Below are 24,538 nucleotides of genomic sequence, written 5' to 3' on the forward strand. Positions count from 1 at the left end.
ACGGCACGCCGGGCGGACAACGCTCGCCAGACAACGAAAAGGAAGTGGACGACGACGATGCGCGTACTGTTGGTGGAGGATGATCCGCTGTTGGGGGATGGCATTCGCACGGCCCTGATTCGCGAAGGCTACGTGGTGGACTGGCTCACCCGCGGGCGCGAGGCGCTCGAGGCGGTCAAGATCGAACCCTTCTCGCTGGTGGTGCTCGACCTGGGCCTGCCGGATATCGACGGCCTGGCCGTCCTCAAGGAAGTTCGTCGCCAGTCTGCGCTGCCGGTTTTGATCCTGACCGCCCGGGATGCCGTCGAGCAGCGCATCGAGGGTCTCGACGCGGGCGCCGACGACTATGTGCTCAAGCCCTTCGACCTACAGGAGCTGCTCGCCCGCATGCGCGTGGTGACTCGGCGTGCCGAGGGGCGTTCGACCCAGCTCTTGACCATCGGGCGGCTCTCCATCGACGAATCCCAGCACGAGGTCACCTGGAAGGGTGAGCCGGTCATCCTGGGGCGGCGCGAGTTTGCGCTGCTGCTCGAACTGGCGCGCCATCGCGACAAGGTGATGTCGCGACCCAAGCTCGAAAGCCTGCTCTACGGCTGGGGGGAGGAGGTCGGCTCCAATGCGCTGGAGGTGCATGTGCACCACTTGCGGCGCAAGCTCGACAAGCAACTGATCACTACCGTGCGCGGCATCGGCTATCGGTTGGACAGCCGCGTGGCATGACCTCGATTCGACGTTATCTGAACTGGGCGCTGGCCACGCTGCTGCTGGTGGTCATGTCGCTGGCGGTGACCGCGGCCTATTTCGTCACCCGCCACGAGATGGAAGAGATCTTCGACGCTCAACTGAGCCTGCAGGGGCGTATCGTTGCCGGCCTGGTGACCGAGCGCTCCACCGCGGACGAGTATGCCAGGATCGCCGCCCAGCTCTCCCAGCCGGGCCACTTCGCGCGCTGGTACGGCAGCACCGGCAATCTGCTCACCGATCTGGCCGCGCCGGTGCTCTACGATCACGAAGAGAAGATGATCTCGCTGGGGGTGTGGAGCGATAGCGGCCGGCCTATTCTGATGGGTGCGCGCTGGCACGACGATGCCGACGGCACCAGCTTCCCGGCGCCCCATCACGAGGGGCATCGCTGGGTCAGCTATCAGGATCATCGCTGGCGCACCTTCAGCATGCCGATCGCCGGCGGACGCTGGCTCAGTATCGGCCTGCGCGACGCCTTCCAGAGCGAGCTGTTCAACAAGGTCGCCCTGGGCAATTTCGTACCGCTGCTGCTGACGCTGCCGATCCTTTTGTGGCTGATGGCGCGTCTGATCCGGCGCGGCCTGGCGCCGATCGAGGAGCTGTCGCGTCAGGTCGAGGCGCGGGACGAGAAGGACCTGCGCCCGATCCGAGTCGCAGTACCTCAGGAGCTGCAGGCGCTGCGCGGTGCGCTCAACGACTTCATCGAGCGGCTGGGGCAGACCCTGGAACGCGAGCGCCGCTTTACCGCGGACGCGGCCCACGAGCTGCGCACCCCGTTGGCGGCGCTGAAGATTCATCTCGATAACGCGCGTTTCGGCGAACCCAGTGCTCTGGACAAGGCCTACAACGGCATCGAGCGGCTGCAGCGAGTGGTCGAACAACTGCTGCTGTTGGCGCGCCTGGAGCTGGATGATCAGGGCGCGGTGGCGGAAAAGGTGGAGCTCTCTTCGCTGGTGCTCGATCTGGCCGCCGAGCTGTGGCCGCTGGCGGAGTCGCAGCAGCAGACGCTGGAGATCACCGAAAACCCGGCGCTGAGTCTCGAGGGCAATGCCACCGAGCTGGGCATTCTCATCCGCAACCTACTCGATAACGCCCTGCGCTATACCCCGGCGGGGGGCGAGTCGAGGTGGCCATGGGCCAGACCCCAGAGCACAGGCCGTGGCTGTCGATCCGCGACAGCGGCCCGGGAATTCCCGAGGCGCTGCTCGAGGCGGTGACCCAGCGCTTCCAGCGCGCCGCCGACCAGCGCATCAGCGGTAGCGGCCTGGGGCTCTCCATCGCGGTCGAGATCGCCGAGCGCCAGCAGTTGAACATGAGGCTGTCCAACCGGCCCGAAGGCGGCCTGGAAGTGCGGTTGGTATGGCAGCAGCCGGTGATTGCGCCTCGCGCGTCGGATGCGTTGTGAGGGAACGACGTTGTGGCGAGGCTAACTCGGTGCTCGCCCCCTTCGCGAGCCGTTGCGGATGATCTCCCCGGCTATGGGGCCGGGGAGCGGGACTCATAAGCTCGGGGCGTCGCCGTCGGGATCGGGCAGGGTGGTGGGGCGACGAACACTGGGGCGGCGTTGGGGTCACCCTGGCACTGGATCGCGGCGCGGGCCGGGATCAGCCACCAGTCGTCACCATTCTGTACGCCCATGTCGGTGATCTGATCGCGCGCGATGCACGAATAGTCCTTGGCCTGGCGCTCCATCGCGAACAGCCAGCGGTCATCGCCCTGCTTGAGCCAGGCGAAGGCGCGCTGGAACTGCTCACCGGCCGGGGTCTTGTCACCGAACTGGACGCTGGGCTGGCGCGCCTGGAGCAGGAACTCCTCGTCGAAGTCGGGGAGGGCCAACCACGCCTGGGGCCCGGTGATCTCAGCGACCTGGGTCATCATGTCGCGCGGCGAGCGGGCGTGATCCTGCAGCGCATAGCCCCAGGTGGACCAACTGAGCCAGAACAGCACCAGCCAGCCGCATAGCGCCCACAGCCCGCGGGCCGGGCGGGTCCAGGCCAGCAGACCGATCCCCAGCGCGCCGATCACGATCCACCAGGCCCAGGGGTCGACCTGATGACGCTCGGCCACCCGCGCCAGCGCCGGCAGGCCGAACGCGCCAAGGATGCCGGCGAGCAGCAGTAGACCGGCGAGCAGCGCCAGCACCACGAAAGCGGCGCGGTGCAGGCCGCGGCGGCGGATCAGCCCGGGCAGCAGCGGCGCCAGCGCCATCACCAGCAGTGGCAATGTGGGCAACATATAGACGCCGCGCTTGCCCGGCGAGAGCGAGAAGAACACCACGATCAGGATGACCGCGCTGAGTGGCAGCCAGACTCTCGCATCGCTGCGCTTGAGCCGATGCCACCAGGCCGGCAGTGCCCACGGCAGTGCCAGCACCAGCGGCATCCAGGCCCACGGCAGCACCTTGACGACGTAGTAATACCACGGCTCCAGGTGAGTCCAGGAGTCGGCATAGCGTTGTCCGGTCTGCTTGAACAGGATGTTGTCGCGGTAAGCGGCGAGCGCCGGGTCGCCGCTGAAGCTGGCCATCAGCATCATCGGGATGGCCCAGGCAGCGATGCAGGCGAGCATCACCGCCAGTCCCAGCAGCAGCTCCTTGAGGCCGAGGCGCAGCGCACGGCCACGATAGCCGAACCATAGCCATGCCGGCAGCAGCGCCAGCGGCAGGATACCCACGCCCTTGGTGATCACCCCGATACCCATTGCCGCCCAGCCGATCAGCCACCAGCGTCGGGCCGGGCCGAGCAGGGCATGGCGCAGCAGCCCGTAGGCGCCGAGGGTGGTGAAGAAGGTCAGCATCATGTCGATCTGCGCGGTCTTGGCCTGCAGTACGAACTGGAACGCGGTCAGTAGTGCCAGGCCCGAGAGCAGGGCGACACGCCGCCCATGCAGGCGCCGGCCGAGATCGACCACCAGCAGCAGGGCGCCAAGGGCGCTGAGCGTGGTCGGGATCAGGAAACCGAGGCGCACCGAGCCGGTCAGCCAGATCGAGAGCGCCGAGGCCCACATGAACACCGGCGGCTTGTCGGGGTAGAGCTCGCCGCCGCGATGGGGGAACCAGAACTGGCCGGTACGCAGCATCTCCAGCGCGTTGAGGGCGAAGCGCGGCTCGTCGGCGGGCCAGGGGTCGCGTAGCCCGATACCGATACCCAGCAGCACGATCGCCAGCAGTAACAGCAGCAGCCAGGCGCGCCGATAGTGCGCCTGGGAGGGGTCGTCGAGGAAAGATCGCATGGCCTTGAATATCCGCTCAGGACGAGGATTGGCTGGGGGCGGCGCTTTCGCGCTTCTCGCGGCGAATCAGCATCAGATTGCGGACATAGATGATCAGCCCGGCGCCCTGGCCGGCGATGAACACCGGATCGCGCCGATACAGGGCATAGGCGAGCAGCGTGGCGCCGCCACCCAGGCTGAAGAACCAGAAAGCGACCGGCACGATGCTGCGCCGGGCGCGCTCGCTGGCCAGCCACTGGACGATGAAGCGCGCCGAAAACAGCGCCTGACCGACGAACCCGATCGCTACCCATACCCACTCGGCACTCATGCGCGGGCCTCCCCCTCGATCGGTGTAGTTACCGCTTCCTGTGCCGGGCGCTCGGCCACGGCCAGCGGCTCGATCGCCGCCGGCAGGCGGCTGCGCCGGCGCAGCCACATCACCCCGACCATATCGACCAGACCGACCCACAGGCGGTTATTGAGCCCGTAGTGCGAGGCGCCGGTGCCGCGCGGGCGGTGGTTGACCGGCAGCGATACGCACTCGCCGCCCTGAGCCCGCACCAGCGCCGGCAGGAAGCGATGCATATGATCGAAGTAGGGCAGATTGAGGAAGGCGTCGCGGCGCACGATCTTCAGCCCGCAGCCGGTATCCGGGGTGGCGTCGTTGAGCAGCGCCGAGCGAACCCGGTTGGCGACCTTCGAAGAGACCCGCTTGAGCCAGTCATCGCGGCGATTGGTGCGATGGCCGGCGACCATCACTACATCGCCCCGACAGGCGCGCTCGAACAGTCGCGGCAGATCGGCGGGGTCGTTCTGGCCATCACCGTCGAGGGTCGCCAGCCAAGTGCCACGGGCGGCCCAGGCCGCCTGCCATACCGAGGTGCTCTGGCCGGCGCTCTGTGCATGGCGCATCGGGCGCAGGCGCGAATCGGCCGCGGCGCGGCGCGTCAGCATCTCCCAGGAACCGTCGCTGGAGGCATCGTCGACCACGATCACTTCGTGCGCTATCTCCTGCAGGGCGCGGGAGATTTCGTCGAGGAGCCCCGGCAGGTTGCCGACTTCGTCCTTGGCGGGAATGAGAATCGAGAGCTGTGGAGAATGCATTGACGCTGAGTTCCTGGCGATGGGACTTTTATTGGACGCTCCGCGACGCCACGCCTGCCGCTCCTGGCAAGCGGGCACCCCGGCCGTGCGCTTGAGACCCGCCCTTTATGAAAGGAGAGTGAGCAAAAGGCAAACGATGGCGTATCTCTTGCGACCATCGATGCGAATATCGACATGATCGAGGCCGCGACTTAAAGGAATCTTAAGACGAGTGACGCGTCGCGCCAAAGTAGCGGCATGATCAAACCCTCAGCGGAACAGATCCTGCTGGCGGTGGGGTGGCCGAAAGTGGCGGATATCGAGCCCCTGGTCGGGGCGCCGCTGCAGGCCCAGGCGGCCGGCGGCACGGCGAAAGCGCTGATCGATCATGTCGACGAAGATCCCGTCGCCGCGCATACGGTGGCCGAAGCGGCTGTCGTTGCTGGCGCCGCCGCGCGACTGGCGGATCAGACTCATCACCTTGCCGGCGCGCTCGGGGTAGTGCGCCTCCAACCACGCCTCGAACAGCGGTGCCACCTCTCGCGGTAGACGCAATAGGGTCCAACTGGCACTGGTGGCGCCGGCCTCGGCTGCGCGTTCGAGCAGTGTCTCTATCTCATGGTCGTTGATCGCCGGAATCACCGGTGCCAGCAGGGCGCCTACCGGAACCCCCGCGGCAGCGAGTTCGCCCAGTGTCTTGAGCCGGGCGGCCGGTGAGGCGGTACGCGGCTCCAGCGTGCGCTTGAGCTCGTTGTCCAGGCTGGTGAGGCTGATGAAGACGCGCACCAGGCGCTGCTCGGCGAGTGCGGCCAGCAGGTCGCGGTCCCGCAGGATCAGCGCGCTCTTGGTCACCAGGGTGACCGGATGGCGGCACTCGAGCAGCAGCGTCAGCAGCTCGCGGGTGGTGCCGTATTCGGCCTCGATCGGCTGGTAGCAGTCAGTATTGCCGGAGAGGTTGATCGGCTGGCAGCGATAGCCGGGCTTGCACAGCTCCTCGCGCAGCCGCGCCGCCATCCCTTGCTTGGCAATCAGCCGGGTTTCGAAGTCGATGCCCGGTGACAGATCCCAGTAGGCATGGCTGGGGCGGGCATAGCAGTAGATGCAGCCGTGCTCGCAGCCGCGATAAGGGTTGAGCGAGCGGTCGAAGCCCAGGTCCGGGGAGTGGTTCCAGGAGAGCGCGCTGCGTGGCGTCTCGTGCTGGATCTGGGTGGGTATGCGTTGAGGCAGCGCCTCCTGCCACCAGCCATCGTCGAAGGCTTCGGTATGGCTTGGCTGAAAGCGATTGTGCGGATTGAAGGTCGCGCCGCGGCCCTTGAGCGGGCCCGGTGACGCGGCGTAGGGATTGCGTGGCGGGGTGGGAGACGACATGACGACTCCGTGATTGGATGCTGTTCAAACATACAGTATCACGGGGTCGTCACGACGCAAAGCATGTGTCGTCGAGGCATAGCGCGGGTCGTGGCGTCAGCACACCCTTACCCGGCAGTGGCCGCCAACGGATAAGGGTGCCATCGGGATGGGCTGTTACAGCGTCAGCTTGACGCCGGCCTCGACGTAGCGGCCCTGGGTGTCGTAGCCCTCGGCCAGGGTATAGTCGCGGTCGAAGGCGTTATCCAGCTTGGCCGACAGTTCGACCTGCGGTGTCACCTGCCACGCGGTGCGCAGATCGACGATACCGTAGCCGCCGACGGTGGTGTCGCCGTACGGGGCGGTGTAGCGGGTGTCACGACGGTCGCCGGCGGCGCGCAGGGTGGCGCCGTAGCGCCAGTCGCCGAGGGCGTAGTCGGCGTCCACGCGGCCGAAGGTTCTGGCCCGGCGCTTCAGGCGCTCGCCGCTGTCGCGGTCCTCCGGGTTCTGGTGGGTCAGGCTGGCGCGCAGCGAGAGACCGGCGGACTGCCAGCCACCGCTCAGCTCGACACCGCGAATACGCGCCCGGTCGACGTTGTAGGGTACGAAGGCCGGATCGAAGGCGATCAGATCGTCGATGCGATTCTCGAAGGCGCTGACGCGTGCATTCCAGGCGTCATGCTCGATGGCCCAGAACGCCTCCAGGTTGCGCGAAGTCTCGGCGTCGAGGTCGGGGTTGCTGCCGTAGGGCCCGTAGAGATCGATCAGGTTGGGCGCCTTGAATGCGGTCGAGTAGACCAGCCCGAGGCGCTGTGCCGGTGTCAGACGGTAGGCGTAGCCGGCACTCCCGGTGGTTTCGTCGCCGAAGCGCGAATCGTCGTCGTAGCGCAGCGAGCCGCTCAGCTCATGGCGCCCGTACTCGCGCTGCAGCATGCCGTAGAGGCCGTAGTTCTCGCGGCTGTCCTTGGCGTAGCGCCCGGCGAACGGGCTGGCCGAGTCGAAGTCGACATGCTCCTGGCGGTAGTCCACCCCCAGGGTGTCGACGCCGTTGGCACGGGTGAAGCTGTGCTGGATGCCGAGTTCGTTGCGATGCGATTCGGTGACGCTGTAGCGCTCGCCGGCGTAGCGCTCCTCGCGGCGCTCGTCGAAGTGTCCGGCGGTGATCGCCATGTCCCAGTCGGGGGCCAGGGCCAGATCGTAGCGGCCGCCGAAGGTCTGCAGATAGCCGTCGGTGCGGCAGTCGTTGCTGGCGGCAGTGGCATTCAGCGGGAAACAGTCGTCGTAGTCGGCGTCGGTATCCTGACGCAGCGCATTGAGGCTCAGGCTGGCGTTGGCGCCGAAGCGGTGCGACAGCCCCAACTGAGCCCCGCCGCGCTTGAAGCCATCGCGCTCGCCGCTGGCGTCGCTGGCGAGGGCGTTGAAGCCGTCGCCGTCGCGCCGGAACAGACTGGCGTTGAGACGGGTCTCGGCATCGCCGGTAGAGACGAACAGGTTCTGTTTCTGGGTGTGCTGGTCGCCGGCACGCAGTGACAAGGCTGCCTGGGTACCCTCGCCGCCACGCCGGGTGAATATCTGGATCACGCCGCCGATGGCATCGGCGCCGTAGGCGGCGGCGCGCGGGCCGCGCACGATCTCGATGCGCTGGATCGCCTCGACCGGCAGGAACTCCAGGCTGGCGCCGCCGCTGGTGGCGGCGTTGATGCGCACGCCGTCGACCAGCACCAGGGTGTGGTCGGATTCGGTGCCGCGCATGAACAGGCTGGTGACGGTGCCGTGCGCGCCGTTCTGCGTGATTTCGATCCGGCGCGGTTCTGCAGCAGGTCGATCACGCTATCGGCCTGGCTGCGCTCGATCTCCGCGCGGTCGATGATGGTGGTGCTGGCGAGCACGTCGGCCTGCGACTGCGGCAGCCGGTTGGCGGTGACCTGTACGTCTTCGAGCTGCTGGGCTGCGGCGCTGAGGCTTTGCAGCAGCAGGGCCATGGCGACGCCGTGGGCCATGGTGGTAGGACGGTAACCCATGAAAGATGATCCCCAAACGCGTATCGGAACCGTTCTCGTGCGCGGCGCTGTGGCGCTGCGGCGGCGGTTCCTTGTGTTGCGATGACGCGATGGGAGGGAATGGCGTGACGAAATACGCCGGCCATCTTGGGCGGCCGACGTGCGATGTCGTCACTGGTTCGAGCCCTCCGCATCAACCAGTGAAGAGAACGACGCCGGTCTCCGGACTCACGCGCGGTGATCTTCGATCACCCGACACCGGGCCTTCCCATGAGGGATAGCGGTGGGCACCGCCGCTCACAGTGGCTGGACACAGAAAGTCCACCGGTGTTTGACACGATTACCGTTGCGGGGGCAGTACGGGGCTCTCACCCGTTTCCCGAACACGTCGCTCTCGACGCGCGGATTGTCGCAGCTTCTCGGCGGCCAGGGAAATGGCGCGTCGCGCGCCACTCACGAGCCGTCGCCGCCGGTCTCCTGTAGTACCAGTTCCACTCGGCGGTTACGTGCCCGGCCCGCAGGGGTGTCGTTATCGGCCAGCGGCTCGGTGGAGGCGTAGCCGATGGCGCGTAGGCGAGCGCCGTCGATGCCGTCCAGACGCAGTGCGCGTACCACGGCGGCGGCGCGGGCTGCGGAGAGCTCCCAGTTGGAAGGGAACTGCTGGGTCGAGATCGGCACGCTGTCGGTATGCCCCTCGACCGAGATGGTGCCCTGGAATTCCTGCAGTAGCGGGATCATCTTCTCGATCAGCGCGCGCCCCTTGTCGCTGACATCCACGGCACTGGAGTCGAACAGTAGATGGTCCTGGATGCGCAGATTGAAGCCGTGCGGGATCGCGGTCACCTGGACCCCGTCGATCTGCGGCAGCGTCTCGTCCACCGGGTCGGGCAGGTCGAACAGCGGCACCGCGAACAGCAGCGGTGTCATCGGTACCAGCGGCGGCGGCGCCGGGCGCGGCGCGTAGAAGCCGACATCGCTGGCCACGGGGGCGGCCGTCAGCTGGCGCGGCGGCCGATAGAAACCGATCTGCGCGGCGCTCGGGGCGGCCTTTGGAGGTACGGGCGCCGGCACCTTGAGCGCCAGCGCGACCTGGGGCGTAGCGGCTTGCTCTGGCGTGGACAGCTGCCCGCCGTAGAGCGCCAGCATCAGCACGAAAAAGGTGACCAGCAGCAGCAGCAGGTCGAGATAGCTCATCAGCCAGGAGTCGCTCTCGCTGCCACGCCCCCCCTCGGCCAGGGCGTCATCGTCGAACAGCAGCTCGGCGAAGGGCCCCCGCGCGGCGTAGTCCGTGCTGCCACTCATGAGGTCGGGGACGAGAGATCCGTGGCCGCGGCCTGGCGCGGGTCACGCATCTCGTCGCGATGTTCGATGCGGTAGGTGTTGAGCGCCTCTTCGATGAACGCGGGCAAGCGACGCTTGCTCACCATCATGATGCCTTCGAGGATCATCGTCATTGCCATCAGCCTCGCCTCGGTGCGCCGCTCCAGTTTTACCGCGATCGGCTTGAACACCAGGTTGGCGAGCAGAATGCCGTAGAAGGTGGACATCAACGCCACCGCCAGACGCGGGCCGATGATCGCCAGATCGCCGGCCTGGATCACTTCGAGCATGTTGATCAGCCCGACCAGGGTACCGAGCATGCCGAACGCCGGGGCGTAGATCGCCATGGTGCGCAGGATCTGCGCCTCGGTACGCTCGCGCGCCTTCACCCGCACCATGCGCCAGCGCAGCATCTCGCGAATCTCCTCCTCGCGGCTGTTGGCGATCACCATCTGCATGCCGGTGCGCAGAAAGGGGTTGGTGACGCCCTCCAGCGCGCTCTCGATGGCGCGGATGTTACCGCGGCTCCAGTGGCGCGACATTTCGACCAGCTGATCGAGGTCGGCATCGAGTTCGCTCTGCTGGGATTCGCGCCGGAACACCACCGCGATCTGGCGACACAGGCGCTGCATCTCGGCGAGGGGATAGCTGATGAAGCTGGCGGCCAGGGTGCCGGTGAGCACGATCGCCAGCCCCGGCAGATTGAAGAAGCTGCTCGGGGCCTGAGCGGTGAAGAGCACGACGGTCATCAGCAGCAGCGCACTGGCAACCATGCCGATGAGGGTGGAGGGATTCATGGACGGCTCGCAACCTGGAAACGGGCAGATTGGCATCATAGCCCGGGGTGGTCGCGGTCAAAGAGGCTAACTGACGCGACTAACGGGCGCTTTTCTAGCGCTGTGTCAGGTGGTGCTGGCGCCACTCGGGTCGGCATTGGCCTGCTGCTGGCCGGCATGCTCGATGAAGCGCACCGGGTCGTCGCTGATCACGCCGTCCACGCCCCACTCCCATAGCTTGTCGAAGGCCACCGGGTCGTTGGCGGTATAGCAGAACAGCTTGATCTCCTCGTCGGCGATCTCGCGGGCGCGCTTGACCTTCAGCTTGCGCCAGTCCAGATGCAGGCTGTAGGCGGAGAGCCGCTCGGTCTCGCGCCACCAGCGCTTGGGCGCCTTGTCGTCGAGCACGCCCAGGCGCAGCCGGTCCGGGTTCGCCTCCAGCGCCCGCGCTGCGGTGAGGGCGTGACGGTCGAACGAGGAGACGATCAGTTTCTCCGGCGCCAGGGCTTCCAGGGTCGGCGGCAGTGCTGCCTTGACCAGCTCGATCGCGTTGCGCCCGCGGGTCACCTTGAGCTCCAGATTGAGCCCCATGTCGAGACGTTTGAGCAGCGCCAGCATCGCTTCGAGCGTGGCCATGCGCTCGTCACGGAACTGCTCGCCGAACCAGGCGCCCACGTCGAGCCGCGCGGCGCTGGCGGCGTCGAAGCGGAACAGCTTGCCGCGACCGTTGGAGCAGCGCTTGACACCGGCATCGTGCCACAGCACCGGGGTGCCGTCGCCGAGCAGTTGAACGTCCAGCTCTACCCACCGGCACCCGGCCGCGTGCGCTGCCTGCACCGCCGCCAGCGTATTCTCCGGCGCGCGCGCGGAGAGACCACGGTGCGCGATATAGCGGGGTCCATCGCCCGGGGCGGGCTGAGGGGATGAACTCTGTGTCATGCGTCTAGGGTCTCCGGTGAGAGGTGGGCGGTGGCCGACCGGCGGGGCGGGTGCAGGTACCAGGGCCGCGCCCCGAAATCAGGCTTGACCTTCGTCCACGCCGCGGCCGGCGTCAAGACGGCGCGCGGATTATTTCCGGGCGGTCTTTCGCGTTGCTCGCTTACACAGCCGGAGAGGGTGATGTCGGCTCACTCAAAAACAAATGATTCTTATTCGTTGATAGTTATGCATTTCATTTGCAATAATCCGCCGGCGTTCACGGCGGGGTGCTGGCGGGGGCGCGCGACGACTCGACAAGATCGACAACAAGAGGCGAGACATGAGATCAAAGGGAACCGTCATGACCTGGGGCGCACTAGCGACACTGGTGACGTCGGCGGGGGTGATGGCAGACAGTACCGATCAGCAACCGATGGTGGTCACAGCCACGCGCTCGGGTGCCGAACAGCAGGACTCTGGCAGGTGATCCGGGTGATTTCACGCCAGGAGCTGGAACAGCAGCGACGCATCACTTCCGACTCCTCCGAGATACTCAGCAACCTGCTGCCGGACTATTCACCGCCGCGCCAGAAGATGAGCGGAAGTGGCGAGACCCTGCGCGGACGCACGCCGCTGGTGATGATCGATGGCATACCGCAGTCCAATCCGCTGCGGCCCACGGGGCGCGAGCTGCATACCATCGACTTCTCGATGATCGATCACATCGAGGTGATCAAGGGGGCCAACGCCACCAACGGTCTGGGCGCCGCCGGCGGGGTGATCAACCTGATCACCAAACGCCCCGAGCCGGGCTCGCTCATCAGCACTTCGAGGCCCAGCTCACCACGCCGACCTCCAAGCTGGATGGCGATACCAACAGCTACCGCACCAACTACGCTGTCAGCGGCAATCGCGGGCCGGTCGACTACCTGTTCTCGTTGAGCTACGAGGATCAGGGGCTGTTCCTGGATGGGAAGGGGGACGCTATCGGCGTCGACAATACCCAGGGCGACCTGATGAATTCCCGTGCCTACGATGTCTTCGGGAAGATCGCCTACTGGTTCGATGACGACCGGCGCCTGCAGTTGAGTGTCAATCGCTACCGCATCGAGGGGCAGAACGATTACGTCGGCGTGCTTGGCGATCGTAACGCCGGTGTCCCCACGACCTCGCGACGCGGCGATCCACAAGGCTCGGCGCCCTTCAACAGTGTCTGGACCACTGGCGTCACCTGGGACGATTACGATCTCGCCGGCATGCATCTCAATGTGCTGGGCTTCTATCAGGATTACGAATCACTGTTCGGGGCCACCAACTCCGGCACCTTCCAGGATCCCGCGATTGCGCCGGTCGGGACGCTCTACGACCAGACTATGGCCGAGACCCGCAAGTACGGCATCAAGACCTCGCTGACCAAGGAGGGGCTGTGGGACGACCGGGTCAAGCTGACCTTCGGCTTCGACGCCATGCGCGACGATACCGAGCAGTATCTGTGGGGCACCGATCGCACCTACGTGCCGAAGGTCAAATACACGGACCTATCACCGTTCGCCCAGATCGACTTCAGCCCGATCGAGTCGCTGACCTTCTCGGCGGGAGCGCGTTACGAATACGCCAAGCTCGATGTCGCTAGTTACCGCGGACGGTGGCCGCCAACAACGGCGTGCGGGTAGACGGCGGCTCCCCCGACTTCGACGAGACGCTCTACAACGCCGGTGTGGTATGGCGACCGGTGAAACACTGGAGCCTGTTCACCAGCTATTCCGAAGGGTTTGCCATTCCCGATGTCGGCCGCGTGCTGCGCGGTATCGACACCCCCCGGACAGTCGGTCGACAGCTTCGAGAATCTGCGTCCCATCGTGACCGACAATATCGAGACCGGGGTGCGCTATGACGATGGCCGTCTCAACGCCGAGCTGAGCTATTACGTGTCGTCTTCCGACTATGGCACGCGCCTGACGACCCGTAACGACGCCTTTGTGATGCAGCGAGAGAAGACCGAGATCGAAGGCATCGAGGCGTCTGTCGGCTATCGATTCAACGACCGGCACAGCGCCCGGCTTGGTTACTCCCACATGAAGGGGCGTTACGACAGTGACGACAATGGCACCCTGGATGCCAAGCTGAACGGGCTCAACGTGGCGCCGGATCGGCTGGTCGCGAGCTGGAGCGCCCGTGGTCTTCGCGCTGGACGTCGTTTTGTCGAGATCGATCACGCCTTTGACAAGGATTTCGACGACAGCCGCAACGGCTGGGACACCGACTTCGACGGCTACACCCTGGTCGATGCCGCCATCGGCTATCGGCTACCGGTGGGGCAGCTGAATTCGCCGTGGCCAATCTGTTCGACAAGCAGTACATCACCTACTACTCGCAGAGTGCGCTGGATAGCCCCAATGCAGACTATATGAACGAACGCTACTTCCCGGGCGAGGGCGGACTCTGACCCTGGGCTACAGCGTGGACTTTTGATGTCGCCATGTACCAGCCACGGTGGCGTGCCGAGTGAGCGAGCGGATCCGCGATGAAACGTCGTGACTTCATGGCCTTGGCGCTGGGCGCCATGCCGACGCTGGCATTGGGTGCCATGCCCACGCTGGCGCGCGCCGGCATGGCGCGCCAGGAAGAGCCACGCAGGCCGCGCCGTCCGCAGCGGATCGTCACGCTGTTCCAGGGTGCCACCGATACCGCGGTGGCGCTCGGGGTGGTTCCGGTCGGGGTCGTGCTGTCATGGCAGGACCCGCCGATCTACCCCTATCTGCGCTCGGCGCTGGCCCAGGCTTCGCTCCTGGGGTTGGAGACACAGCCCAACCTTGAGCGGATCGCACTGCTGGAGCCGGATCTGATCGTCGCTTCGCGTTTCCGTCATCAGCGTATTGCGCCGCTGCTGTCAGCGCTGGCTCCGCTGACGCTGCTGGAGGATATCTATCACTATCGATATACCCTCGAGACGATGGCGCAGACACTCGACCGCCAGGCTCGGGCCGAGTCTCTGCAGCGGGTACTGGCATCGCGCATGGCAACACTGCGCGCACGACTGCAGCAGCGTTTCGGTGCGCGCTGGCCGCTGACGGTAGCGCTGCTCGATATCAGGGCCGGCGAGATTCGCAGCTACCTGGCGCCGAGCTTCGGCGGCTCGGTACTGACCCAGCTCGGGTTTCGTTGGCCCCGGCAGGTCGAGGGGCATGCTGGAGTGCTGCTGAGACTGGGCGGCGTGGAGAGCCTGCCGGCGATCGATGCCGACGTCTTCTTCCTGTTGCAGCCGCGTGATCGGCCCGCGCGCGAGCACTATAGACGTCTGCGTGGGCATCCGCTTTGGCAGCGGCTGGCGGCGGTGCGTCAGGGACGTGTCTGGCAGGTCGACCCGGTAGCCTGGAGTCTCTCCGGGGGCATTCTGGGCGTATTCGGCATGCTCGACGACCTGGATGCCTGGCTGGATACCACCGAGGCCTCGGCATGAGCCTGCGCACGATGCTGGCTATCGCCGGCTGGCTATCGCCGTGGTGGTGAGCCTGATGGCGGGTGGTCACTGGTCCAGCCCGCTGCAGGTATGGCACGCGCTGTGGTCGCCGTCGCCGACCGATGTCGATGATTGGCTCATTCGCACCACCCCGTATGACCCGCACCCTGGTGGCGCTGACGGTGGGCGCAGGGCTGGGCGTGGCCGGCGGTATCATGCAGACCCTGACCCGCAATCCCCTGGCTTCACCCGGGCTGCTCGGCGTCAACGCCGGTGCGCTGCTGGTGGTGGTCTGTCTGGCCACCCTGGGTAGCGGCTTGCCAGGGTGGCTGGCGAGCGGCGGGGCCTTCGCAGGCGCGGCGCTGGCGGCACTGGCGGTCTGGGCGATTGCCATGCGTCCAGCGGCCCCGAGTGGGCCGCTGCGGCTGATCCTGGCCGGTGCCGCGTTGAGCGCGCTGTTCCATGCCTTCAGTCAGGCGCTGCTGGTGATCGATCAGCAGGGGCTGGATACGATGCTGTTCTGGTTGGCGGGGTCGGTCGCGGCCCGGCCGTTGACGCAGGTCTGGCCGCTGATGCTGGTCACGCTGGCGGTGCTGCTGGCGTGCTGGTTTTATCTGCGGCAGTGGAACGTGCTGGCGGCGGGCGAGGCGGTGGCAGTCGGCGCCGGCATCTCGGTGCGGCGCCTGCAACTGATCTCGGTCATGTGTGTGGTGCTGTTGGCGGGCGCGGCGGTGGCGATGGCGGGCAATATCGTCTTCATCGGGCTGATCGTGCCACACCTGGCGCGGCGTCTGGCGGGGCCGGATCATCGACACTGGCTGCCGCTGGCGGCGCTACTGGGTGCTGCGCTGCTGCTCGTCGCGGACGTGATGTCGCGAACCCTCATCCCACCCCGGGAGGTGCCCATCGGCGTGATGACGGCACTACTCGGGGCGCCGGTATTCATGGCACTGGTGCGTCGCCAGGGGGGCCGCCATGGGTGAGGCTCGCGTGCTGCGTCTTGGCCGCTTTTCGCGGGTCGTCGCCTGGCGAGCGTGGTGCCGGGTGGTGGCGGCACTGTTGGTGGTACTGCTGATTCTGCTGGCCTCGCTGGCTCTCGGCGAGGCCGCCTTGTCTGCGCCGCAGTGGCTGGCGGCACTGCGCTCGCCCGATAGCGGCGCTGGCCTGATCCTGTGGCAGCTGCGCCTGCCGCGAACGCTGCTGGGCGCGCTGGTGGGGGCGGCCCTGGCACTCTCTGGCTGGTTGCTGCAGCAGGTCATGCGCAATCCGCTGGCGTCGCCGGACACCCTGGGCGTGACCGCCGGCGCCGCGACCTTGGCGGTCGGCTATCTGGCATTTCTGGCCGCCGATGTCGGCACCGCCTGGATGCCGCTGGCGGCAGCACTGGGGGCGCTGCTCGCGGTACTGCTGGTCATGCTGGCAGCCTGGCGGGGCGGGACGACGCCACTGCGGCTGGTGCTGATGGGCATCGGACTCTCGACGCTGCTGAGTGCCGTGACGACCTTCGTACTGGTGTCCAGTCCGCTCACCACCACACTGTCGGCCTACGTATGGCTGACCGGCAGCGTTTATGGGGGCAACTGGTCCGATGTCGGGTGGCTGGCGGCTTGCTTCGGCGTGGCGCTCGTGGTGCTGATGCCATGGGTGCGTCTCGCCTTGCTGGCACCGCTGGACGACGGCTTGGCGGTAGGCATCGGAGTGCGGGTACAGTGGACACGCACGCTGTTGATCCTGCTGGCGGCGGGGTTGGCGGGTATCGCGGTGGCTTGGGGTGGGGCGATGGCGTTCGTCGGCCTGGTGGCACCGCATGTGGCGAGACGTCTGTTGCGCCAGCCGGGCGCGGCGCAGATCGCGATGGCGGTCGTGGTCGGCGCGGGCATGACGATGGCGGCAGATCTTGCCGGGCGGCTGCTGTTTCCGCCGTTGGATCTGCCGGCGGGGCTCTTCGTGGCGGCCATCGGAACGCCGTTCTTTCTGGGGTTGATGATGAAACAGGCACGCTGACGCCATGGCGACTCTCTCTGCGAACCGACTCACGCTGGGCTACCAGCGTCAGGCCATCCTGCGCGAGCTGTCGCTCGATCTGCCGGAAGGGCGCATCTCGGTGCTGGTCGGCAGCAACGGCTGCGGCAAGAGCACGCTATTGAAGGCACTGGCTCGGCTGCTGACGCCGTGGCAGGGTCAGGTCGCTCTCGACGGCCAGGACATCCGGCAGCGGCCGACCAAAGCGGTGGCCAGGACGTTGTCGCTACTGCCGCAGCACCCGGTGGCGCCGGAGGGCATCAGTGTGCGTCAACTGGTGGGATTGGGCCGCCATCCGCATCAGAGCTGGCTGGCGCAGTGGTCCGAAGACGATGAACGCGCCGTCGAGCAGGCACTGTTGAGAACCGGCCTCGATGACCTCTCCGAGCAGCGCGTCGAGACGCTTTCCGGTGGCCAGCGTCAGCGTGCCTGGATCGCCATGGCGGTAGCTCAGGACACGCCGCTGATGCTGCTCGATGAGCCTACCTCGTTCCTCGATCTGACCCATCAGATGGAGGTGCTCGAATTACTCGTCAGCCTCAATCGCGATGCCGGCAAGACCATTGTCATGGTCCTGCACGATCTCAACCTGGCGTGCCGCTATGCCGATCATATCGTGGCGATTCGCGAGGGCCGCGTTCACGCCCAGGGCCGGCCTCAGGCGGTGATAACTCAGGGCGGGTCAAAGAGATATTCCAGCTCGAGTGTCGGGTGATCGAGGATCCGTTCTTCCATACGCCGCTATGCATTCCGTTCGGCAAGGGGGCAGCGTAATGATGCCGGCAGCGACGCGGGGCCCGCTGGGATACCTGGAGTGCGCTCCGGTGGCGGCCGAGCACCATCGCTATCTGCACGAGGCCTTGTGCCTCGAGTCGGCGGATGCCGCGGGGGCAGGGGCCCTATCGATGACGGCGTTCTGCGACCCCCTGCGCTGCGCTGAACTGCTTGCACGCCTGGGGCCGACTCTCGGCTCACCCGATCGGCGGACCACCGCCTCGCTGCTGTCGAAGCGCCTGGGTTTTCTGTTCACCGGCGCGCCGCTCTATCTGCTCTCGGTGTGCGATCGCGGGCTCGATCTGGCGCCGGCCAACTGCCTGGTCGATATCCGTCACGATGGCCAGGCGTGGCGTTCGACACTGCCGCTGCGCTCGCTGCGACTGCAGACCTGGTCGCCGGCGGCGCGGGAGCGCTCGCGTCACCAGTTGCTGACGCAGCTGTTCGCGGGGCTGATCACGCCGCTGTGGCAGACCCTGCGCGAGGTGGGTGGGGTGCCGCCGCGCATGCTGTGGGAGAACCTGGCGGTGCGGGTCTACTCGCTCTACGAACGCCGCCTGGTCGAGCTCGACAGCACGCAGGTCGACGCCGCGGCACGCCAGCGCTGCGAGGCGGACTACCGTTTCCTGCTCGATGCCGACCCCGAGCTGTTCGGCATCGATGTCAACCCGCTGGCGCGTTTCCATCACGCCAAGACTCGCCGCGCGGATGGCGTCGAAGTGCGCTATCGGCGCAGCTGCTGCCTCTATTATCGTGCCGCCTGCCCGGTGGCCTACTGCCAGTCGTGTCCGCTGAGCCGGTCTCGAACCGAGGCATGATGCCGTTCCCTGGGCCCGGTGGCGCGCCCGCGGCGATGGAATATGCTAGGCTGCGCGCTTTTGCCTGCCCGCGTCCAGCGGCACGCCAGCGCAGCGGCGTGTCTATCCGCTGACGTTCTCGTCAGCCCGGGCAGGACCGAGTCGATGCGTGCGGAGAGTCCGATGAAAGTCGTTCATGTGAAGAATCCCGAGAGCCGCGAGGCGTGCCTGGCCCAGCTGTGCGCCAATGTCTATGGCCGTGAGGCGGGGCTGGCACCGCTGGTCACCTTTGCCGGGACCCTGGGCGTGCTGTTCGAGCAGGAAGCGGCACGTCTGTTCGCCCTGACCGACGATGACCGCCAAGTGCTGAGCCTGGCGCTGGTCTCCGCCGACACCGAGGGGCGCAGCATGGAGTTGGCGATGGTCTCGACGCCCCAGGGTGACGGTCACAGCGAGCACAGCGCGCGCCTGATCCGTCTGCTCGCCGAGAAGGCACCGCTGCGCGTGCTCGCCAGCGACGCTGACGCGGAACGCTTCTTCCGTGACTGCGGCATCACTCGCTGGATCGATGCCGAGGGCGGTATGCGCGTGGGTCTGGCGCCGCGTCATCCGGAGCCGCAGGCGGGCAAACTGCCCAGCGTGGTGCGCTTCGACGGCGAGGGCATCGTCAAGACCTTCAAGGCCGATTCGGAGACCTTCGAATCCTACAAGCAGCGCTTCGTCGCTGCCCTCGAGCGTTTTCCCCAGAGTGTGATCTGACCCCTTCGAGCGGGCCGAGCATGGGGACATCGGGGGCCGTTCGCGGCGTATGGCTTGACCCGGCTGGCGAATGGCGCTTGGATGAGGTATTGGACAGGACTGAGGTATCGATAGGGTTTCGGTTCGTCTCGTTCGATACCCCTACGCACGCCAAATACGCCCAGCTCAACCCGTTTCTCCACAAGGACAGTTCATGGTCAAGCGCATTCAGTTTTCTCGCACCGGCGGCCCCGAGGTGCTCGAGTATGTCGACTTCGAACCGGCGGCACCCCAGGCGGGCGAGGTGCGCATCGAGAACCGTGCCATCGGCCTCAACTTCATCGATATTACTTCCGCACCGGGCTCTATCCGGCGCCGTCGCTTGCCGTCCGGGCTGGGCACCGAAGGGGCCGGGGTGGTCGAGGCGGTGGGCGAAGGCGTGACCCACCTTGCTGTCGGTGACCGCGTCGCCTATGCCCAGGGGCCACTCGGCGCCTACTCGCAGCTGCACGTGCTGCCGGCGGAGAAAGTGGTCAAGCTGCCCGAGGATATCTCCTTCGAGATCGCCGCGGCGTCGATGCTCAAGGGGCTGACGGTGCAGTATCTGCTGCGCCAGACTTTCCCCCTCGAGGGTGGCGAGACGATCCTGTTCCATGCTGCGGCCGGCGGCGTCGGCTCTATCGCCTGCCAATGGGCCAGGGCGCTCGACGTCAAGGTGATCGGCACCGTGGGCTCTGACGAGAAGGCCGAACTGGCCAAGCGCAACGGCGCCTGGGCGACGATCAACTATCGCGAGGAGAACGTGGCCGAGCGGGTACGCGAACTGACTGGCGGGGCCATGGTGCCGGTGGTCTACGACTCGGTGGGCAAGGACACCTTCACCACCTCGCTCGACTGTCTCGCCCCGCGCGGGCTGATGGTGAGCTTCGGTAACGCCTCCGGCGCGGTGGAAGGGGTCAATATCGGCATTCTCAACCAGAAGGGCTCGCTCTATCTGACCCGCCCTAGCCTCAACGGCTACGCCGACACGCCTGAGCGGCTGGAGGAGATGAGCCTGGATCTGTTCGATCTGCTCGAGAGCGGCAAGGTCAAGATGGATATCGCCCAGCGCTTCGATCTGGCCGACGCGGGCAAGGCCCAGGAGGCGTTGGCCGCGCGGCGCACCACCGGATCGACGATTCTGATTCCCTGAGCCGTTCCCATGAGCGCCGGCGAGCGGTCGCCGGCATGGCAATGGCCTATGCTGCAAAAGCCGGCAGCGCCTCCGGGGCGCTGCCGGCTTTTTCGCTGCTGCGGGCAGGCTCGGCAGGTCGTTTGCCTGCCAAATCTGGTGCCGGGAGGGCAGCAGTGCACGACAAGGAGTCATACCCATGCAGGATGCTTACTGGGTCTTCGCGGTACTCTTTCTGACCCTGGTCGCCTTCGTCTGGGGGCGCTTTCGTTACGACATGGTGGCCATGGCGGCGCTGCTGGTGAGTGTGCTGCTGGGGCTGGTGCCCGCCGACGAGGCGTTCTCCGGCTTTGGCCATCCGGCGGTGATCACCGTCGCCGCAGTGCTGATCCTGAGCCGCGGCTTCGAGCATGCCGGCGTGGTGGACTGGATCGCCGAGAAGACGCTCAAGGCCGGCAGTCGCCCGATCTGGCAGCTCTCGGTGCTCACAGCGACGGTGATCCTGCTCTCGGCAATGATGAACAACGTCGGTGCGCTGGCGCTGCTGCTGCCGGTGGCGGTGCGCGTCGCCCGCGAGCACGATACCTCACCCTCGCTGCTGCTGATGCCGCTGGCCTTCGGCTCGCTGCTGGGCGGGCTGATCACGCTCATCGGCACGCCGCCCAATATCATCATCAGTGCCTTCCGCGCGGGGCAGGGTGAGGGCCCTTTCAGCATGTTCGACTTCGCCCCGGTGGGCGGCGCCGTGGCGCTGGCGGGGTTCGCCTTCATGATCCTGCTGGGTGGGCGGCTGACCCCGCAGCGTCAGGGCCAGGCCTCTGCCGACGAGCTGTTCGAGACCTCGGCCTATCTCAGCGAACTGCATGTCAACGAGGACGCCAAGGCGGTGGGTTGGCGTCTGCGCGAGCTGCAGGAGGTGTGCGGCGACCCGGTGTGGTGCTGGCGGTGCTGCGCGGCGACGAGCGCTACTCCGGCCACCGCTTCTTCGGCCCCCTGGCCGCCGGCGACATCCTGCTGCTGGAGGCGGGCCCGGACGATCTCAAGCTGCTCGAGGACAAGGCCGGGTTGAGTATCAGCGCCAGCGGCGAGGATGACAGCGACGCCGAGCGACCGCGGCTCGATGCCGATGAGCTGCAACTGGTCGAGGTGGTGGTGCGCAACGACTCGATGATGATCAATCGTACCGTCTCCCAGCTGCGCCTGCTCAACCAGCACGGCCTGCATCTGGTGGCGGTATCCCGCGACGGCACCCGGCTCAAGCAGCGCCTGCGCGAGGTGCGCTTCCAGCCCGGCGATGTCCTGCTGCTGCAGGGCGACGAGAACAACCTGAGCGAGAGCCTGTCGACGCTGGGTTGCCTACCGCTGGCCAGTCGCAAGCTGGCGCTGGGGCAGCCGCGCCAGCTGTGGCTGTCGGTGGGCATCTTCGCATTGGCGATCGCTGCCATGGTGTTCGATCTGCTGCCCGCGGCCATCGCCATGTCGCTGGCGGCGCTGATCACCCTGGCGCTGGGGGTGTTGCCGCTGCGTGAAGGGTATGACGCGATCGAGGGCTCGGTCATCGTACTGCTGGCGGCGATGCTGCCGGTGGGCAAGGCGCTGGAGACCAGTGGCGGGGCGCAGATGATCGCTGACACCATGATGTCGGCGGGCAGCGGCTGGCCGCCGGTGGTCACGCTGACGGCGCTGTTCGTGTTGACCCTGCTGCTCTCGAACGTCATCAACAATGCCGCGGCGGCGCTATTGATGGCGCCAATCGCGGCCAACCTGGCCAGCGGCATGCAGGTCTCGCTCGATCCGTTTTTGATGGCGGTGGCGGTGAGTGCCTCCTGCGCCTTTCTCACCCCGATCGGGCATCAGTCCAATACCCTGGTCATGGGCCCGGGAGGCTATCGTTTCCGCGACTACTGGAAGCTGGGGCTGCCGCTGTCGGTGGTGGTCACGCTCACCGCGATTCCTCTCATCTTGCTCATTTGGCCGCTATCATGAGCGCAGCTTCCGTCAGCCGTGATGTCCCGTGATTCGCCATCGCGACCCGCTTGCCGAGAGACCTGCAACTTATGGCCACCATCGATGTTTCCACGGCGCCCGCTCGGGCGGGCGCCGTCTTTCGCGCTCACCTACCCGGCGCTGATTCATCCCGCTCTCATCTGCCGCGGGTGCCGCCTGGGCGTGCTGCGCCCGGATGGCGTCCACTGCTCGCCGTGTTCGCCATGGGGCTGCTGCTGGTCGGCTGCGCCACGCCCCAGGCCACCCAGCCTGACGCCGCGCCGGCCGCGACCAGCGCCACCGGCAAGGCTGCCGGCAAGCGCAAGGGGCCGGGGCCGGTGGTAGCGCACGAGGGTGAGCCACGGCCGGTGCCCAACCAACGCCGTCGGGTCGGCGAGGCGACCTACTACGCGCCCTATTTCGAAGGGCGGCTGACTGCCAGCGGTGAACCCTACGATGGGCGGGCGATGACGGCGGCGCACAAGACGCTGCCGTTCGGTACCCGGGTCAAGGTGACGCACCTTAGCACCGGCGACAGCGCCATCGTGCGTATCAACGACCGCGGGCCATTCGTCCCCGGGCGGATCATCGACCTGTCGCAGCGGGCTGCCGAGAAACTCGGGCTGATCGATGACGGCACCGCCGATGTCCAGCTGCAGATACTGGAGCAGTAGCTGGCCCGTCCATCTGATGTGATCCCGAACTCTGAGGTTATCCCGACCTGCTGGTGCGCCCCCGGGCGCACAAAAAACCGCGGCCCCGTTCTCGAACGGGGCCGCGGTTTTTGGGGGAGAGAGACCGGGGGCGACGCCCCCGGCCGCTGTTCACGCCGGCGTGGTGTGGGTCTGGCGCGCGTGGTTGGCACTCGGCTGCTGGTTGGTGAAGGCATCGAAGTCGAAATCGTCGACCGTCAGCATCTCCAGCACCTCGGCCTCGTGGGTGCGCATGAAGGCGGCGTCCTCTTCGCTCAGCAAGCCCGCCTCGAGACCCGCTTCGATCCACTGCTCGGGATGCAGTGCGACTTCCGGCAGTTCACGCTTGGCCCGCGCCTTGGCCAGCGTGCGGTAGATCTCTCTCGGCGCGCTCGGCGTTGGCCAGCAAGGCGTTGTAGCGCGCCAACGGGTTATCCTGCTGACCCTCCTCCCAGCTATCCCAGGTATTGCGGGTGAGCTTGTGACGCAACGCCGTGTCGGTGGAGATCGCCTTGGCGATATCGCGTGTCAGGCTGTCCTGCGGCTTGTGCCAGCGGCGTCCCAGCGGCATCGTCACCCCGGCGAGCAGGTGAGCCAGGGCGCGGTTGGGCAGGTTCTCGTAGAGTTCCACCAGGGCCTGTTCGGCGCGGTTGAGCAGGAAGAGGGCAGCTGTAGTGGAACAGTGCGGCTTCGCCGTCCACCCGGTCACTGTCGTGCCACTGCTTGAGCACCATCGACAGAGTAGATAGAGGTTGGAGAGCACGTCACCCAGACGCGCCGAGATCATCTCGCGCTGCTTGAGCTTGGCGCCGAGGCTGGCCATGGGCGGCGTCGGCGCACAGGCCGAAGGCGGAGGAGAGGCGTGCCACTTCCTGCGCATAGGGCTTGGCCAGGGAGTCGAACGGTACCCTCGGCGCGGCCGAGTCCCAGCGCCTGAGTGAAGGCACGCGCGGCGTTGCCGAAGATCAGCCCGGTATGGCGGAAGAAGAGCTTGTCGAACGCCGCGAAGTCATTGTTGTCCTTGGCCGCCAGCTCGTCGAGCACGTAGGGATGGCAGCGGATCGCGCCCTGACCGAAGATCATCAGGTTGCGGGTCATGATTTGGCGCCCTCGACGGTGATCGACACCGGCGTGGCGCTGAAACCGATCCCCAGAATAGTTGCGCGGTCCCAGGGTCACGGTACGCCCGCCATGCACGTCCATGGCGTCGATCATCATCTCGCGCTGGAATTCGGTCAGCTGGCTCTTGAGAATCGCCGAGGGCACCGCCGGCTTGACCCCATGGTCGATGGTATTGGCGGTCTGCATCACCGCGGCCTGGGAGATGTAGGCCTTGGCGGCGAGACGCGCCAGCGGTTCCTGCACCCCCTCCATGTCGGCCACGCGATGTTGAACTGGCGCCGGATACGCGCGAAACCGCCGGTCCAGCCCACCGCGTAGCGCCCGGTGCCGGCGGCGCCGGAGGGCAGGGTGATACAGCGTCCACAGAGAGGCACT

General features: G+C 66.7%; 26 protein-coding genes, 1 pseudogene and 1 riboswitch. Of the genes and pseudogenes, 16 read left to right on the top strand and 11 right to left on the bottom strand.

Annotation, left to right across the window (positions count from 1 at the left end; genetic code table 11):
- Positions 1 to 57 precede the first annotated feature (57 nt).
- Genes CN538_RS15150 through CN538_RS25410 form a run of 3 tightly spaced genes read left to right on the top strand, consistent with a single transcriptional unit; the run spans position 58 to position 2,149 of the window.
- Positions 58 to 720: a response regulator gene (locus tag CN538_RS15150; protein ID WP_106419976.1), complete on the top strand. Its 663-nt coding sequence runs from the start codon at positions 58 to 60 to the stop codon at positions 718 to 720.
- Complete coding sequence (locus CN538_RS15155; RefSeq protein WP_340638134.1) at positions 717 to 1,961, top strand: histidine kinase dimerization/phospho-acceptor domain-containing protein; 1,245 nt, start codon at positions 717 to 719, stop codon at positions 1,959 to 1,961. Before CN538_RS15150 ends, CN538_RS15155 begins: the two co-directional genes overlap by 4 nt.
- The gene (locus tag CN538_RS25410; RefSeq protein ID WP_340638135.1) at positions 1,877 to 2,149 is read left to right on the top strand and encodes an ATP-binding protein; all 273 of its coding nucleotides are present in this window, start codon (positions 1,877 to 1,879) and stop codon (positions 2,147 to 2,149) included. The genes CN538_RS15155 and CN538_RS25410 overlap by 85 nt, the downstream gene beginning before the upstream one ends.
- 71 nt (positions 2,150 to 2,220) lie before the next feature.
- Here the strand turns inward: CN538_RS25410 and CN538_RS15160 are convergent, their stop codons facing one another.
- The 8 genes from CN538_RS15160 to CN538_RS15195 form a co-directional block, all read right to left on the bottom strand.
- Positions 2,221 to 3,975 (bottom strand): ArnT family glycosyltransferase, encoded by a 1,755-nt coding sequence (locus tag CN538_RS15160; RefSeq protein WP_106419977.1) that lies wholly within the window; start codon positions 3,973 to 3,975, stop codon positions 2,221 to 2,223.
- Positions 3,976 to 3,991: 16 nt separating this feature from the next.
- Entirely contained in the window at positions 3,992 to 4,285 is a 294-nt protein-coding gene (locus CN538_RS15165) for a lipid-A-disaccharide synthase N-terminal domain-containing protein (RefSeq protein ID WP_106419978.1), read from the bottom strand.
- Complete coding sequence (locus tag CN538_RS15170) at positions 4,282 to 5,061, bottom strand: glycosyltransferase family 2 protein (protein WP_106419979.1); 780 nt, start codon at positions 5,059 to 5,061, stop codon at positions 4,282 to 4,284. The genes CN538_RS15165 and CN538_RS15170 overlap by 4 nt, the downstream gene beginning before the upstream one ends.
- 249 nt (positions 5,062 to 5,310) lie before the next feature.
- Positions 5,311 to 6,408, bottom strand: a complete 1,098-nt coding sequence (locus CN538_RS15175) for a PA0069 family radical SAM protein (RefSeq protein WP_106419980.1) — start codon at positions 6,406 to 6,408, stop codon at positions 5,311 to 5,313.
- Between the two features lie 156 nt (positions 6,409 to 6,564).
- Positions 6,565 to 8,139 (bottom strand): TonB-dependent receptor domain-containing protein, encoded by a 1,575-nt coding sequence (locus CN538_RS15180; RefSeq protein WP_106419981.1) that lies wholly within the window; start codon positions 8,137 to 8,139, stop codon positions 6,565 to 6,567.
- 444 nt (positions 8,140 to 8,583) lie between these two features.
- Positions 8,584 to 8,793: riboswitch (cobalamin riboswitch) on the bottom strand.
- 47 nt (positions 8,794 to 8,840) lie between these two features.
- Positions 8,841 to 9,689: an OmpA family protein gene (locus tag CN538_RS15185; protein WP_106419982.1), complete on the bottom strand. Its 849-nt coding sequence runs from the start codon at positions 9,687 to 9,689 to the stop codon at positions 8,841 to 8,843.
- Complete coding sequence (locus CN538_RS15190; protein ID WP_106419983.1) at positions 9,686 to 10,504, bottom strand: motility protein A; 819 nt, start codon at positions 10,502 to 10,504, stop codon at positions 9,686 to 9,688. Before CN538_RS15190 ends, CN538_RS15185 begins: the two co-directional genes overlap by 4 nt.
- Before the next feature lie 105 nt (positions 10,505 to 10,609).
- Positions 10,610 to 11,422 (bottom strand): glycerophosphodiester phosphodiesterase family protein, encoded by an 813-nt coding sequence (locus CN538_RS15195; protein ID WP_106419984.1) that lies wholly within the window; start codon positions 11,420 to 11,422, stop codon positions 10,610 to 10,612.
- 462 nt (positions 11,423 to 11,884) lie between these two features.
- On the opposite strand from CN538_RS15195, the gene CN538_RS23230 reads away from it, so the two are divergent.
- The 13 genes and pseudogenes from CN538_RS23230 to CN538_RS15245 all read left to right on the top strand — a co-directional run bounded on the left by CN538_RS23230 (position 11,885) and on the right by CN538_RS15245 (position 23,023).
- Complete coding sequence (locus CN538_RS23230) at positions 11,885 to 12,343, top strand: TonB-dependent receptor plug domain-containing protein (protein ID WP_242495197.1); 459 nt, start codon at positions 11,885 to 11,887, stop codon at positions 12,341 to 12,343.
- Complete coding sequence (locus CN538_RS23235; protein ID WP_242495204.1) at positions 12,340 to 13,074, top strand: TonB-dependent receptor; 735 nt, start codon at positions 12,340 to 12,342, stop codon at positions 13,072 to 13,074. Before CN538_RS23230 ends, CN538_RS23235 begins: the two co-directional genes overlap by 4 nt.
- Positions 13,065 to 13,295: a TonB-dependent receptor domain-containing protein gene (locus CN538_RS25415; protein WP_340638348.1), complete on the top strand. Its 231-nt coding sequence runs from the start codon at positions 13,065 to 13,067 to the stop codon at positions 13,293 to 13,295. Before CN538_RS23235 ends, CN538_RS25415 begins: the two co-directional genes overlap by 10 nt.
- On the top strand, positions 13,186 to 13,812 hold the full coding sequence (locus tag CN538_RS23240) for a TonB-dependent receptor domain-containing protein (RefSeq protein WP_277985033.1): 627 nt from the start codon (positions 13,186 to 13,188) through the stop codon (positions 13,810 to 13,812). The genes CN538_RS25415 and CN538_RS23240 overlap by 110 nt, the downstream gene beginning before the upstream one ends.
- A 113-nt stretch (positions 13,813 to 13,925) precedes the next feature.
- Positions 13,926 to 14,861 (top strand): ABC transporter substrate-binding protein, encoded by a 936-nt coding sequence (locus CN538_RS15205; RefSeq protein ID WP_207233519.1) that lies wholly within the window; start codon positions 13,926 to 13,928, stop codon positions 14,859 to 14,861.
- A gap of 155 nt (positions 14,862 to 15,016) precedes the next feature.
- Positions 15,017 to 15,844 (top strand): FecCD family ABC transporter permease, encoded by an 828-nt coding sequence (locus CN538_RS15210; RefSeq protein ID WP_164999619.1) that lies wholly within the window; start codon positions 15,017 to 15,019, stop codon positions 15,842 to 15,844.
- Entirely contained in the window at positions 15,837 to 16,865 is a 1,029-nt protein-coding gene (locus tag CN538_RS15215; protein WP_106419986.1) for a FecCD family ABC transporter permease, read from the top strand. The genes CN538_RS15210 and CN538_RS15215 overlap by 8 nt, the downstream gene beginning before the upstream one ends.
- 4 nt (positions 16,866 to 16,869) lie before the next feature.
- The gene (locus CN538_RS15220; protein ID WP_242495205.1) at positions 16,870 to 17,598 is read left to right on the top strand and encodes an ABC transporter ATP-binding protein; all 729 of its coding nucleotides are present in this window, start codon (positions 16,870 to 16,872) and stop codon (positions 17,596 to 17,598) included.
- 109 nt (positions 17,599 to 17,707) lie between these two features.
- Positions 17,708 to 18,475, top strand: a complete 768-nt coding sequence (locus CN538_RS15225) for an IucA/IucC family C-terminal-domain containing protein (RefSeq protein ID WP_164999620.1) — start codon at positions 17,708 to 17,710, stop codon at positions 18,473 to 18,475.
- A 162-nt stretch (positions 18,476 to 18,637) separates the two neighbouring features.
- Complete coding sequence (locus CN538_RS15230; protein WP_106419988.1) at positions 18,638 to 19,213, top strand: hypothetical protein; 576 nt, start codon at positions 18,638 to 18,640, stop codon at positions 19,211 to 19,213.
- A 193-nt stretch (positions 19,214 to 19,406) separates the two neighbouring features.
- On the top strand, positions 19,407 to 20,384 hold the full coding sequence (locus tag CN538_RS15235) for an NADPH:quinone reductase (RefSeq protein WP_242495207.1): 978 nt from the start codon (positions 19,407 to 19,409) through the stop codon (positions 20,382 to 20,384).
- 178 nt (positions 20,385 to 20,562) lie between these two features.
- Positions 20,563 to 22,349, top strand: a pseudogene (locus CN538_RS15240) (SLC13 family permease).
- A 224-nt stretch (positions 22,350 to 22,573) separates the two neighbouring features.
- A complete protein-coding gene (locus tag CN538_RS15245) occupies positions 22,574 to 23,023 on the top strand; it encodes a septal ring lytic transglycosylase RlpA family protein (RefSeq protein ID WP_207233520.1) in 450 nt (149 codons plus the stop codon).
- A 150-nt stretch (positions 23,024 to 23,173) separates the two neighbouring features.
- Here CN538_RS15245 and CN538_RS26440 read toward each other — a convergent pair whose 3' ends face one another.
- From CN538_RS26440 to CN538_RS24590, 3 genes are read right to left on the bottom strand one after another with little or no spacing between them, the layout of a single operon-like run.
- Positions 23,174 to 23,323: a hypothetical protein gene (locus tag CN538_RS26440; RefSeq protein WP_422917513.1), complete on the bottom strand. Its 150-nt coding sequence runs from the start codon at positions 23,321 to 23,323 to the stop codon at positions 23,174 to 23,176.
- Positions 23,324 to 23,381: 58 nt separating this feature from the next.
- Positions 23,382 to 23,864 (bottom strand): acyl-CoA dehydrogenase domain-containing protein, encoded by a 483-nt coding sequence (locus tag CN538_RS24585; RefSeq protein WP_277985035.1) that lies wholly within the window; start codon positions 23,862 to 23,864, stop codon positions 23,382 to 23,384.
- Positions 23,825 to 24,424 carry an acyl-CoA dehydrogenase domain-containing protein gene (locus tag CN538_RS24590; protein ID WP_277985036.1) on the bottom strand — a complete coding sequence of 200 codons (600 nt, stop codon included), beginning with the start codon at positions 24,422 to 24,424 and terminating at the stop codon, positions 23,825 to 23,827. The genes CN538_RS24585 and CN538_RS24590 overlap by 40 nt, the downstream gene beginning before the upstream one ends.
- Positions 24,425 to 24,538 lie beyond the last annotated feature (114 nt).

Source organism: Salinicola tamaricis (assembly GCF_003006155.1).
Classification (GTDB): Bacteria; Pseudomonadota; Gammaproteobacteria; order Pseudomonadales; family Halomonadaceae; genus Salinicola; species Salinicola tamaricis.